This is a genomic window from Xanthomonas sp. NCPPB 3959, assembly GCF_056675575.1.
The window spans coordinates 127200-140355 of the sequence record NZ_JBWWVR010000006.1; the positions used below are offsets into that span (position 1 = coordinate 127200).

General features: G+C 64.5%; 8 protein-coding genes. 4 read left to right on the forward strand and 4 right to left on the reverse strand.

Going from position 1 to position 13156, the window contains the following annotated elements; genetic code table 11:
- Positions 1-71: 71 nt before the first annotated feature.
- The 4 genes from AC1KVG_RS09090 to AC1KVG_RS09105 form a co-directional block, all read right to left on the reverse strand.
- Positions 72-1637, reverse strand: a complete 1566-nt coding sequence (locus AC1KVG_RS09090; protein WP_481094188.1) for a tryptophan halogenase family protein — start codon at positions 1635-1637, stop codon at positions 72-74.
- Positions 1638-1649: 12 nt separating this feature from the next.
- Positions 1650-2663 (reverse strand): cupin-like domain-containing protein, encoded by a 1014-nt coding sequence (locus tag AC1KVG_RS09095; RefSeq protein ID WP_481094189.1) that lies wholly within the window; start codon positions 2661-2663, stop codon positions 1650-1652.
- On the reverse strand, positions 2653-3354 hold the full coding sequence (locus AC1KVG_RS09100) for a SapC family protein (RefSeq protein ID WP_481094259.1): 702 nt from the start codon (positions 3352-3354) through the stop codon (positions 2653-2655). Before AC1KVG_RS09100 ends, AC1KVG_RS09095 begins: the two co-directional genes overlap by 11 nt.
- Positions 3355-3532: 178 nt before the next feature.
- Entirely contained in the window at positions 3533-6547 is a 3015-nt protein-coding gene (locus tag AC1KVG_RS09105) for a TonB-dependent receptor (protein WP_481094190.1), read from the reverse strand.
- Positions 6548-6801: 254 nt separating this feature from the next.
- On the opposite strand from AC1KVG_RS09105, the gene AC1KVG_RS09110 reads away from it, so the two are divergent.
- The 4 genes from AC1KVG_RS09110 (at position 6802) to AC1KVG_RS09125 (ending at position 12720) form a co-directional block, all read left to right on the forward strand.
- The gene (locus AC1KVG_RS09110; RefSeq protein WP_481094260.1) at positions 6802-7491 is read left to right on the forward strand and encodes a glutathione binding-like protein; all 690 of its coding nucleotides are present in this window, start codon (positions 6802-6804) and stop codon (positions 7489-7491) included.
- Positions 7492-7904: 413 nt separating this feature from the next.
- A complete protein-coding gene (locus tag AC1KVG_RS09115; protein WP_481094191.1) occupies positions 7905-10133 on the forward strand; it encodes a S9 family peptidase in 2229 nt (742 codons plus the stop codon).
- 243 nt (positions 10134-10376) lie between these two features.
- Positions 10377-10844, forward strand: a complete 468-nt coding sequence (locus tag AC1KVG_RS09120) for a cytochrome c oxidase assembly factor Coa1 family protein (RefSeq protein WP_481094192.1) — start codon at positions 10377-10379, stop codon at positions 10842-10844.
- A gap of 70 nt (positions 10845-10914) precedes the next feature.
- Entirely contained in the window at positions 10915-12720 is a 1806-nt protein-coding gene (locus AC1KVG_RS09125) for a DUF885 domain-containing protein (protein ID WP_481094193.1), read from the forward strand.
- Positions 12721-13156: the final 436 nt, after the last annotated feature.

Sequence of the window (13156 nt, forward strand, 5' to 3'; positions counted from 1 at the left end):
GACGGCAAAGCGGCAATCTAGCATTGCTGGGGCGGTCTAAGCCAAGGGGTGCGCCGAGGTCGGGCGCAATGTCATGCCGCCGGGGTGGCGAGTACCGGAGTGGCAGGCAGCCGCGTAGCCGGCTCGGGCAATGGCGGAGCGGGGCAGTAGCGCCGCAGAAAGTCCGCATGCGCGGGCAGCCGTACCAATGCCGCATCGACCCGCGTGCGGATGTTCTCGAGAAAATGACCGAGTTCGGCATCGCCCATCAGGTCGGCCACCGGGTGGTGCTGCTTGGGCGTGATGCCCTGGCCCAGCATCACCTGCACCCACGAGTTCTCGGCAAACAGTTCGTTGGCCTGATGGAACACCCGCCCGCTCTGGCGGAACAACTCCACCCGATGCCGCAGCGTGTCGGGGATCTCCATCGCCGCGCAATCGCGCCAGAACGGCGTGTCGCGGCGGTCGGTGACGTGGTAGTGCAGGATCACGAAATCGCGGATATGGGTGATTTCTTCGGCCGCCTGGCGGTTGTATTCGGCGATATCGCTATCGTTGATGAGCTGCGGAAAGGTCTGCATCAAGCGGATGATGCCGCGCTGGATCAGATGGATGTTGGTCGATTCCAACGGCTCCAGAAACCCGCTGGCCAGGCCCAGCGCCACGCAATTCTTTTCCCACACCCGATGCCGCTGGTTCGGGGTGAAACGCAACGCGCGCGGTTCGGTCAGCGCGCGGCCAGTGAGATTGCGCTGCAAGACCTGCGCGGCGCTGTCCTGGTCCATGTAGCGGCTGGAATACACGATGCCGTTGCCCACCCGGTGCTGCAGCGGAATGCGCCACATCCAGCCGGCCTGATCGGCGCGCGAGCGGGTATAGGGCACCGGTGCACCAACCGATTCTGTCTGCACTGCCAGCGCGCTGTCGGCGAACAACCAGTGCGACCAATCGTCGGCGCCCACGCCCAGCGTCTTGCCGATCAACAGGCCGGCAAAGCCTGTGCAATCCAGAAACAGATCGCCTTCCACCCGCGTGCCGTTTTCCAGCGTTAGCGCAGTGAGATAGCCGCTGTGCGCATCGGTTTCTACGTTGCCGATGCGCCCTTCGATACGTTGTACGCCGAAGCCTTCGCTGAAGCGGCGCAGGAAGCGCGCGTACAGACCGGCATCCAGGTGATAGGCGTAATTCATGCCGCCGTTGGGCAGATGCGCAAAGCGGCCTTCCTGCGCGGCGCGCAGCTCAAGACAGTAGTCGCCGAAGTCGCGCGCTACGCCGCGCTGCCGGCCTTTCAACCAGAAATGCTGGAAGCCCGCGCTCCAGTGATCGGTGCCGGTATGGCCGAACGAGTGGATGTAGTGCCGGTCGACATCGCGCCAATGCTCGAAGCCGATGCCGAGCTTGATGGTGGCTTGCGTGGCGGCCATGAACGCGGCCTCGTCGATCTCCAGCAGGCGGTGGAAGGTGACCAGGCTGGGGATGGTGGCTTCGCCCACGCCCACCGTGCCGATCTCGTCTGATTCCACCACGGTGATCTGCAGTTGCCGGCCCAGCACTTTCGACAAGGCCGCAGCGGCCATCCAGCCGGCGGTACCGCCACCGGCGATGACGACGCGGCGCACCGGGCGCTGTTGCGGATCGGAAGGCGTGGTGTCGGGCATGGCGAGTGATCCTCAGCGATTCAGGCGTTGCAGCAACCGCGCGCGCAGGCTGCGCGCACGGGTCTCGTCCATCGGTGCCAGCACACCGCGCGCCGCCTCGGGCATATGTGCGGCGGTGTGCGCGTCGGCATCGAACACGTAATGCTCGAACACGTCCTGCCAGATCGCGCGTTGCTCCGCTGGCAGGTCGCGGATGGTGAGCAGGGCCAGCATCAGCGCGTTCATCGGCGAATCCATATAGGCCGGACTCTGCCGCCACCAGAAATTCACCAGCACGTTGAAGGACTCCAGCGCTTCGATGTGATGCCACCACATGCTGGGAATGAACAACGCATCGCCCGGTCCCAACTCGGCCACCAATGCGTGTTCCAGCGCCTGCGCATAGCGTGGAAAACGCTGCAAATCCGGCGCGGCGATATCGACCAGGCTGACCGGCTGCCCGGCCGGGGTGAGGTCGAGCGGGCCGATGTAGAGATTGGCCAATTGCGTGGGCGGAAACAGGGTGAAGCGGCGCCGCCCGGCGACCACGCAGGCCAGGTTGTCGGGCAGGTCCTGATGGGCGGCAATGCGGGTGCGGTTGCCGATCCAGATGCTGGCCAGTGGTTCGCTCTGCGGCAGGGCGATCGGGTTGTGCGCGCGCAGGCCGGGCAGGTAGGTGTCCAACGTGGTGGAGCCGACGTAGATCGCCGGTGGCTGCGGGTTATGCAGATCGCGCAGCAGGGTGTCCAGCACCACGCTCAGCGGCACGCGTTCGGGGCGGAAGTTGAAGCCGCTCATGTCCGCGTTGTAGAAGAAGCGCCCACCGATCTCCGGCGGGCCGACCTGCGCCACCACCGCCTCGCCGCGGTCGAAACCGCGCAGATACATGGCCGCTGCCTGTGCAGAAGTCGCGCCGGCCTGCGCCAGCGGCCAGTCGCGGACCAGCCCGCGCAATACCAACGGCGTTGTCGAGCGCAGCAAGGCTGGGTCCAGCTGTTGCGGGTCCAGTCCGTGCAATTCTTCGATGGCGCGCGGCTCAGCCAGCATGGCGGCGCTGCATGCGGTCGAGCAGATGGCGGAACTGCGCGATCGAGGCCACCGCCATGTACAGCGGTTCCAGATCGCCGTGTCGGTGCAACTCGAGCAACGCCGCATCGTCGAGCGCGCGCAGGCGTTCTTCGTGCACGGCGTAGAGCCCTGCCAGGCGGCATTCCAGGCCGTTTTCCAGCGTGGCCTCGAACACGAACGGTTCCAGCAGATCGTAGCTGAGCAAGCGTGCGACGAAGGCCTCGCTCGCCGCCAGGCCATCATGCAAGGTGCGCAACACCTGGCTGATGCGGTCGAGAAACTCGCTGGTGCCGCCGTGTTCGCGAAACAGCAGCTCGCCGTAGGTGCGGCTGATGCGCGGGCTGTCCAGATCCACGTGCACCATCGGTCCGTCCGCTTGCTCGCCGATCAGGAATGGTTGGCGCTGAATCGCCAGCGGCACGTACGGCGCATCCCAGCGTGCACCGTCCAGAAACAGGTTTTCGCCCAGGCGCAGGCCCAGCAACGCCAGCGGCTGAAAACTGCGCTCGCCATTGCGATGGAACACGATCGGGTACTGCGCTTGCAGCTGGCGAAATTCCTGCGGAAACGTCGCAGCCGACATCACGTCATCGCCGAAGGCGGCGCCGTGCGTGGTGATCACGCGCAGATCGCGGTGATCGAGATTGTTCAACAACACGGCATTGGTCATGGGGGAAAGTGACACATCACGCGGGGCGCGTGGCCCATGCTTGGACAGTTGCTTCGGCGTGGCAAGTCCCGGATGCAACACATCCGGGAAACGCAAAGAGAGCGTCGTGCTAGACGCTCCGGCAGACTCGCTGCCGGGAGCGCTTAAAAGCGCATCACTGCATGAGCAAAGCGCGGCCTCACCAGAACTTGTAGCGCACGCCCAACATGTAGCGCGGGCCGGTCTGGGTGGCATAGACGATCTGGTTCGGGTGACGGCCATGCTGGCGCTGCACCTCGTCGGTGAGGTTGATCGCCTCCAGGCTCAACGACAGGTTCTCGGTCCATTGATACCCGACGCTCAGATCCAGCTGGCCGTAGGCTTCGGTATAGACCGGGTTGGGCTGGCCGCTGCCGTCGAAACGTGCGGCCAGGAATTCGTCGCGCCAGTTGTAGGCCGCACGCACCTGCCACTTGTCGCGGTCGTAGAAGCCGACCACGTTGGCCGAATCGCTCAGGCCTTCCAGCGCGAACTGCTCGCCGATCACTGCGTTGTTGTAGGTCAGCCCGGAGTCGACCATGGTGTAGTTGGCCGACACGCCGAAGCCGCTGTCGCCGAACATGTGCTGCAGGTTGAATTCCCAGCCATCCAGCGACGCCGAGCGCTGGTTGGCCGGCGCGGTGATGGCGAAGTTGGCCACCGGGTCGCCGGGCTGCCCGCTGATCACGCCGGTGGCATTGCCGTTGGCATCGTCAGCTCCGCGCACCACGCCGGGCGCGCCGCCGCGGTTGCGGAAGATGTAGTTGCGGATACAGGTCAGGTCGGCCGAGGCGCAGCCGTTGCCCAGCGCTTCGTTCCAGTACGCACCGCCCACCGGGGTGTTCAATCCCAGCGAGGTGTCGTTGCGCGTGGTCACCCCGATGTAGTTGTCGATGTTCTTGCGGAAGAAGCCCACCGAGGCGTAGCTGGCATCGCTGTAGTACCACTCCAGCGAGAAATCGATGTTGTGCGAGAGCAGTGGCTTCAGGCCGGGGTTGCCTTCCTGGCCGGTGCCGCCTTCCAGGCGCGCGATCTGGTTGAGCGTCTGCCCGCCCTGGATGTCGCCCCAACCGGGGCGGCCGATGGTTTCGCCGTAGCTGCCGCGCAGCACCAGGTCCTCGGTGAGCTTGAAGCTCAGGTCCAGGCTGGGCAGCCAGTATTCGTACTTGCCGCTGCCGCTGGCGAACGCCGAATCGGCCAGGCGGATCGGCAACTCGTTGTTGGCGACCCAGTCGATGCCCACCGCCACCGGCACCAGTGCCTGCGCGTCCACCTTGGTTTCTTCGTAACGCACACCGGCGGCCAGGCTGATCGGCACGCGCAGATCGTCCCAGCTGTTGTTCCACTGCAAGTAGGCGTTCTTGGATTTTTCGGTCACGCGGCGGTCGGTGGTGAACACCGGCGAGATGCGGTACAGCGCGTCATCGCCCGCCGCTTGCGCGGCGGCCTGACGGGCGCGCTCGAAGTCGAACAGGAACAGCTGGTTGAACTGCGCCGGATTGCCGCTGCCGTCGATCGCATCGAAATACTGCGCGAACGAACTCGGAATCCACAGATCGTCCGGATAGTCGGCCGCGGTGCCGTTGCCGCCCCAGGTATCGCGCTGCACGTTGGAAAACGCCGAGCGGTTCTTGACCTCGGTGCTGCCGATACCGAACTTCAACTGCGAATAATTTTCGAAGGTGAAGTCGCCGTTGACCTGGGCTTGGTCGATCTCCGACTTCATGTAGCTGTTGCGGAATGCCGAGCCGGTGACCAGCGTGCGCGAGGGGTCCAGCCCGTTCAGGCCGAAGCCCAACTGCTGCTGCAACACCGGGAAATCCTTGCTGAAATCCACCACCGAGGTGCCGCGGTAAAAGCCCGAGACGCCCAGCGAATTGCTCGAGCCGTACGGGCTGTCCGCACCGGCTTCGGCGGTGGAGCGGTGGATGTCGAAGTTGAGCTTGAACTGATCGGTCACCGCCCAATCCACGTTGAAGCCCAGCGACTTGTTCTGGTTGCGCGTGGCCGCATTGGAGCCGGCGGTGGCCAGATCGCTGGTGGCCGGGTTGACGAATTCCGAGTAGGTGATCGGGCCGGCCACCGGACCGTTGGTCCAGGCACTGGCCGAGGGGCCGTAGTTGAACCACACCGACATTTCGTTGCGCTGCTGCTGGATCTTGTTTTCCGAGTACGTGTAATCCAGCGTGGTGGTGATGTTGTCCAGCGGCTTGTACTGCAGTACCAGCTGCCCGTTGGTGCGTTGGCGCTCGACGCCGACCACGCGATAGTTGAGGTTCTGCGGCACCGAGTAGATGTCGTTCGGGCCGGGGCGGTTGACGATGTTCTCCGAGCCCGGCGCACCCGGCTGCGGGATGGTGCCGTAGGCGGTGGAGTCGCCACGGAACGAACGCCAGCCGTTGGGCACGCCGACCTGGCTGTAGCCGAAATCGCGCTCCTGATAGCTGCCGCTCAGCGACACGCCAAAGCGTCCATCGGCCGAGGTGTTGCTGAAGATGCCAGAGATTTCCGGCGTCAGCGCATCGCCCTGCAGGCGGCCCGGCAAGTTCTCGTTGGACGCATCGTGCACGCCCTTCAAACCCACATTGGCATGCATGCCCGGGTTGTCCAGCGGCCGGGCGGTCTTGATGTTGATGGTCGCACCGATGCCGCCGGTGGGCGTGCTGGCGCGGCTGGTCTTGAACACCTCGATGCCGGAGATCGACTCGGACGCCAGGTTGGCGAAGTCGAACGCACGCGAGTTGGAGGCGTTGGATTCTTCGATGCTGGCGCCGGGCATCTGCCGGCCGTTCAACAGCACCAGGTTGAAGTCCGGGCCGACGCCGCGCACGGTCACGCGCGAACCTTCGCCCAGCGAGCGGTCGATCGACACGCCGCTGATGCGCTGCAGCGACTCGGCCAGATTGGTATCGGGGAACTTGCCGATGTCCTCGGCCACGATGCCGTCGACGATGCCTTGCGCATCGCGCTTGACGTTCATCGACGAGGTGAGGCTGCCGCGGATACCGCTGACCTGCACGGTATCGAGCGTGGCGGGGTCGGCCTGGCTGGAGCCGGGGACGGTCGAGGCCGACTGCGGCGCCGGCGCGGTTTGCGCTGCCAGCGGCGTCGACAATGCGAACAACAAGGCAGACGTCAAGCGCCGCGTGCGCGGCAGGGTGCGGAGCTCTCTCACGATGATTTCTTCCCCAAGCGAAAAAAAGCCGGCCCCAAGTCAGGACTGGCAAAGGTCGATGAAACAATCACGCATTTGTTAGCGCAGGCTTAACGAAGTCAATTTGCACTGCAGCATCGGTCGCGACCCAATCGCGTCACACATCGTTCCACTCGGGGCCACGGCGAGCGCACGCGCTGGTAGCGGGCTTGGTCGTACCATCGAACGCCACGGCACGCAGCTGCGTGCAAACCCCTTCCGAACTGGAGCACCCGATGATCGACCTGTATTACTGGCCCACCCCCAACGGCCACAAGGTCACCTTGTTCCTGGAAGAAGCCGGGCTGGACTACACGCTCAAGCCGGTCAACATCGGCAAAGGCGAACAGTTCGAACCGGCCTTCCTGCAGATCTCGCCCAACAACAAGATGCCGGCGATCGTCGACCACGCACCGGCCGATGGCGGCCCCGCGCAGAGCGTGTTCGAATCCGGCGCGATCCTGCTGTACCTGGCGGAAAAAACCAGCCGCTTCCTGCCGCGCGATGCGCGTGGCCGCATCGCCGCACTGGAATGGCTGTTCTGGCAGATGAGCGGGCTGGGGCCGATGAGCGGCCAGATGGGCCACTTCAACGTCTATGCGCCGGAAAAGATTTCCTACGCGATCGACCGCTACAACGCCGAAGTGCGCAGATTGCACGGCGTGCTCGACAAGCGCCTGGCCGAGTACGCGTTCCTGGCCGGCCCCGAGTACGGTATCGCCGACATGGCCAGCTACCCCTGGATCGAGGTCTATGGCGACCTCAAGCCGGACTACGCCGCCTTCCCGCATCTCAAGCGCTGGCACGACGCCATCGCCGCGCGTCCGGCCACGCAGCGCGCCTATGCGCTCAAGGACCAGGTCAACCCAAACGCCGGCAAGCCGCTGGGCGAGGAAGAGCGCAAGCACCTGTTCGGCAAGCGCTGAAGCAACGTCGTAGGAGCGGTTGCGCAACAGTACACGCGCATCAACCGCACGCGACACATCAAAGGGGCGTCTCGAGCCCCTCTCCCCTCGGGGCGCCAAGGCACAGCTTGCGCGCCACTGGCGCGCGTGCGTTGGTGCGCCCGCGCCGCAAGCGCGGGCTGGGGCGCGGAGCGGGGGTTGGGGTGAGGGTACGGCGTCGCCGGAGACTGACAGCGAACCCCCAATTGCGCTCCCTCGCCACGCGTAGCAACGCGTTAGTCCCCACCGCCCCCAAACATCTCACGATGCATGCACACCCCTGGCACAACCCATCCCCACGCGCACACGCCTGAGCGGCCAACGCCAGGATCGCCGCGCTTCTCAAATCCGTAGTACCCCCGCATCCTGTGCGCAGTCTTCAGACAGGATCTTCGATGCGTTCCCTGTTCGCCGCCCTTGCCCTCATGCTCAGCACGATCACCACCGCCCACGCCGAAAAACTCACCCTCGACGCCATCACCGGCCCGTTGCCGCTGTCCGGCCCGACGCTGATGAAACCCCAGGTCGCCCCCGATGGTTCGCGCGTGACCTTTCTGCGCGGCAAGGACAATGACCGCAATCAACTGGATCTGTGGGAGTACGACATCGCCAGCGGCCAGACCCGCTTGCTGGTCGATTCCAAGGTCGTATTGCCCGGCACCGAAGTCTTGAGCGATGTCGAAAAGGCCCGCCGCGAACGCCAACGCATCGCCGCCTTCGCCGGCATCGTCGATTATCAATGGGCGCCGGACGCGCACGCGCTGCTGTTCCCGCTCGGCGGCGAGTTGTATCTGTACGACCTGCGCAAGACCGGCGCGGCAGCGGTGCGCAAACTCACCCACGGCGAAGGCTTCGCCACCGACCCCAAGCTCTCGCCCAAAGGCGGCTTTGTCAGCTTCGTGCGGCAGCGCAATTTGTGGGTGATCGATCTGGCTAGCGGCAAACAGCTGCAGCTCACTCGCGATGGCAGCGAGACCATCGGCAATGGCGTGGCCGAGTTCGTCGCCGACGAAGAAATGGATCGCCACACCGGCTATTGGTGGGCGCCGGACGATTCGGCGATTGCCTTCGCGCGCATCGACGAATCCGGCGTACCGGTGCAGAAACGCCCGGAAGTCTATGCCGACCACACCGAGGTGATCGAACAGCGCTATCCGCAAGCGGGGCAACCGAATGTGGCCGTGCAACTGGGCGTGATCGCACCGCGTGCCAGTGCGACGCCACGCTGGATCGATCTGGGCAACAACTCCGATATTTATCTCGCCCGCGTGGACTGGCGCGACCCGCAACGGCTGACCTTCCAACGCCAATCGCGCGATCAGAAAACACTCGAGCTGATCGAAACCACGCTTGCCAGCGGCAAGCAGCGCGTGCTCATCACCGAGACCTCGCCAACCTGGGTGCCGCTCAACAACGACCTGCGTTTTCTCAAGGACGGCCGCTTTGTCTGGAACTCCGAGCGCAGCGGTTACGAGCATCTCTACATTGCCTCCGAAGACGGCGCCACGCTCACGCCGCTGACCTCCGGCGCCTGGGTGGTCGACGCACTGCTCGCCGTCGATGAGCACGCCGGCACGGTGTACTTTTCCGCAAGCAAGGAGTCGCCGACCCAGACCCACATCTACGCCGTGCCGCTGGCAGGTGGTGCGATCGAAAAACGTTCAAAAACCAACGGCACGCATGTAGCCAGTTTCGCCAGCAATGCCAGCGTCTATGTCGATAGCTGGTCCAACACCAGCACGCCGCCGCAGATCGAGCTGTTCCGCGCCAATGGCGAAAAAATTGCCACGCTGCTCAAGAACGATCTGGCCGATCCGCAGCACCCTTACGCCAAGTACCGCGACGCGCAGCGCCCGGTGGAATTCGGCACGCTCACCGCTGCCGATGGCAAGACTCCGCTGCAGTATCGCCTGATCAAGCCGGACAACTTCGACCCGGCCAAGCGCTATCCGGTGATGGTGTACGTGTATGGCGGCCCCGCCGCGCAGACGGTGCTCGATGCCTGGCCGAGCCGTGGCGATGCGTTGTTCGATCAATACCTGGCCCAGCGCGGCTATGTGGTGTTCTCGCTGGACAATCGCGGCACCCCGCGGCGCGGCCGCGACTTCGGCGGTGCGCTTTACGGCAAGCAGGGCACTGTCGAAGTGGACGACCAACTGCAGGGTGTGGCCTGGCTCAAGGCGCAGCGCTGGGTCGATCCAACGCGCATCGGCGTGCAAGGCTGGTCCAACGGCGGCTACATGACCTTGATGCTGCTCGCCAAACACAGCGATGCGTATGCCTGCGGCGTGGCCGGTGCACCAGTCACCGATTGGGGGCTATACGACACCCACTACACCGAGCGTTACATGGACCTGCCGGCCGGCAACGCCGACGGCTACCGCCACGCACGCATCGCTACTCATCTGGACGGCCTGAGCGCCAAGCTGCTGCTGATCCACGGCATGGCCGACGACAACGTGTTGTTCACCAATTCCACCGCGCTGATGAGCGACCTGCAACAGCGCGGTACTGCATTCGAATTGATGACCTATCCAGGTGCGAAACACGGCTTATCCGGCAGCACTGCCTTGCATCGTTACAAGACCGCAGAGGCCTTCATCCAGCGTTGCTTGATGCCCTAATCCAGACATCGGCTGGCTGCGCGGTTGCCGCAGCCAGCTCACTGAGGCCTTGGTGTTCATCGTGATCGATGCGGCGCGCTACACCTGCGGCCATCACACGGAAGCGCCACCGCGTCGGCGCAACGTCTGCCGTTCTTCCGCCAGCGGTGCTGGGTCGGCATTCTTGTGCAACTGACAGGCACGCGTGGTTGCGGCCAGCTGCCCCCCCTCAACCGTTGCTCACCGCACTGCAAAGGACCTGCCATGTCACTCCCGCCACTGATTCCGGGGTCACCGCAACGCGGCGTGCGAGCTCCCGAGTTCTGGAGCCGCAACTGGAAATGGATCGTGCCCGGCATCGGGCTGGCGCTGTTTGTGGTGTTGGCGCTGGTGGTCGGCGCGCTGGTCTACGTGATCACCGGGGCGGTGAAGTCCAGCGATGTGTACAGCGGTGCGCTGCACATCGCGCGCTCCGATACACGGGTGATGCAAGCGCTGGGCACGCCGATCGACGAGGCTTTTCTGCCCGACGGCAGCGTCAGTTATGTCGGTCCACTAGGGGAAGCGCATTTCAGTGTTGGCCTGCACGGGCCGCGCGGGCAGGGCAGTGTGCAAGTGGACGCCACACGCAGGCACGGCCGCTGGACGTACCAGACGTTGACATTCGCCAGCGCACAGGCCGATCCGATCAGTCTGTTGCCCGCCGCGCAACCGCCGCCTTGCCAGCCATGACCTAAGACGCATTGCCGCCACCGCCGCAGATGGGTAGGGTCGCGCTACTTCTCTTTGCAGATGCCTTTCCATGAAACCACTTGTCGTTGCTGTCGCGCTCGTTCTGGGCACCGCGTTGCCGGTGTCCCAAGCCCCGGCCCAGAGCCAGACGACCAAGGCCGCGCCGGCCCAACGCCCGACGCCGGCCTGGGTACAGACCAGCAACGGCTACGCACAGATCCTGCTCACTGCGCAGGCCCCGTTTCAGCCCGAATACGCCAGCTTCTTCGGCGTGCCCGGCTACGACGACCAGGTCATCGACCTGGGCCCGGACAACGCCGCGCGCTATCGCGATGCGATGAGCAAGGCGCGTGCCGCGTTGCAGGCCAAGCTGGCGACCGAGCGCGATGCCAACGTGCGCCAGGATCTGCAGATCATGATCGGCGCGGCCGAACAGAACATCGAGGGCAGCGAGCTCAACGAGCGCTATCTGCTGCCCTGGAACGACGCACCGCAGCTGGTCTTCAGTGGTCTCAACGGGTTGTTGTCCGACCAGACGGTGCCCGAGCGCCGCGCCAAGGCGCTGGACCGCCTCAAGCGTTACGTCGGCCTGGTGCCGGGCAGCACGCCCACCACCACGCTGGCCCGCCAGCGTTACGAAGAACAGCTCGGCAACAAAGCCCTGCTGCAGCCTACCGAACGCGAAGTGGAGCAGGCACTGGCGAACGTGGACACCTACGTCGCCGGCATCGGTGAACTGTTCGCCAAGTACAAGATCGCCGGCGCCGACGAGGCGCTCAAGGCGATGTCCACCCAGCTCAAGGACTACGCCAACTGGACCCGCACCAACGTGCTGCCCAAGGCGCGCAAGGACACCCGCCTGCCCGAGCCGCTGTACGCGTTCCAGCTCAAGCAGGTCGGCATCGATATCGCCCCGCAGCAGTTGATCCAGCGCGCGCAGCTGGAATTCATGGAAACCCGCTCGGTCATGCAACAGCTCGCACCGCTGGTGGCCAAGGCCAAGGGCGTGCAGGGCAGCGATTACGTGCAGGTGATCCGCGCGCTCAAGGGCAACACCATCGCCGACGACCAGCTGGAAACCCACTACCGCGGCGTGATCGACCAGATCGACCCGATCATCCGTCAGCAGCGCATCGTCGATGTGCCCAAGCGCCCCATGCAGATGCGCCTGGGCAGCGCCGCCGAAAGCGCCGCCCAACCGGCGCCGCATTTCCTGCCCGCACCGCTGATCGGCAACACCGGCCAGCAGGGCCAGTTCGTGCTGCCGCTGGGCAACCCGACCGCCGACGGCGCCAAGAAGGAGCAATACGACGACTTCAACTTCGGCTCGGCCGCCTGGACGCTCAGCGCACATGAAGGCCGCCCTGGCCACGAACTGCAGTTCACCGCCATGGTCGAACGCGGCGTCTCGCTGGCGCGCAGCATGTTTGCGTTCAACTCGGTCAACGTCGAAGGCTGGGCGCTGTATGCCGAAGCCGAAATGGTGCCGTACGAACCACTCGACGGCCAGCTGATCGCCCTGCAGTTCCGCCTGCTGCGCGCCGCCCGCGCCATGCTCGACCCGATGCTCAACCTAGGCCTGATCGACCGCGAACGCGCCCGCCAGGTGCTCGAAGACGACGTCGGCCTCTCGCCCGCCATGACCCGCCAGGAACTGGACCGCTACACCGTCCGCGCCCCCGGCCAGGCCGGCAGCTACTTCTACGGCTACACCCGCATCCTCGAGCTACGCATGCGCACCGAACTGGCGCTAGGCAAGAAGTTCGACCGCCTGGCCTTCAACAACTTCCTGCTCGACCAAGGCCTGCTCCCGCCGGATCAGCTGGCCAAGGCAGTGGAAACCCAGTTCGTTCAGGCGCAGCGGAAGTCATTGTAAGAGCGCTGGTTGACTGAGATTTGCCGGCCGTTCAAATGCTAGGCTAAGGGCGCGGCTTTCGCAGCGCGCCAGGGCAATGATCCGACGTGGTTATTCTGGAAGCTGCATCCACTCGATGCAGCTCAATTCGAAATTGAACAATCGTGATCTGCTCTCTAACTAGTAGAAGTAGGCCTGATACAACGCCTGGCAGATCTTCAGTACAGCAAAGGTAGATCCGACGTGCATTGTCGACACCCTCAGCAGTAAACGTGGTTGAGGAGCTTAATGGTTGAACGGAACGTTTTCAGGCCGCTTTTGGCCTGTCCACTTACCTTGCTTACTAGCATCTGGGCAAATGGACTGGTATTGGGCGAGAGCGGCAATCGCTGTCGGTGTCCATGCCTGAAGACAGACTGGGCCCGCGCAGCAGGGCGACAGGCTCGGTACAAGGCAA

Coding starts and splice junctions, on each gene's coding strand:
- AC1KVG_RS09090 (WP_481094188.1), bottom strand. CDS start 1,637: ATGCCCGACACCACGCCTTCCGATCCGCAACAGCGCCCGGTGCGCCGC.
- AC1KVG_RS09095 (WP_481094189.1), bottom strand. CDS start 2,663: ATGCTGGCTGAGCCGCGCGCCATCGAAGAATTGCACGGACTGGACCCG.
- AC1KVG_RS09100 (WP_481094259.1), bottom strand. CDS start 3,354: ATGACCAATGCCGTGTTGTTGAACAATCTCGATCACCGCGATCTGCGC.
- AC1KVG_RS09110 (WP_481094260.1), top strand. CDS start 6,802: ATGATCGACCTGTATTACTGGCCCACCCCCAACGGCCACAAGGTCACC.
- AC1KVG_RS09115 (WP_481094191.1), top strand. CDS start 7,905: ATGCGTTCCCTGTTCGCCGCCCTTGCCCTCATGCTCAGCACGATCACC.
- AC1KVG_RS09120 (WP_481094192.1), top strand. CDS start 10,377: ATGTCACTCCCGCCACTGATTCCGGGGTCACCGCAACGCGGCGTGCGA.
- AC1KVG_RS09125 (WP_481094193.1), top strand. CDS start 10,915: ATGAAACCACTTGTCGTTGCTGTCGCGCTCGTTCTGGGCACCGCGTTG.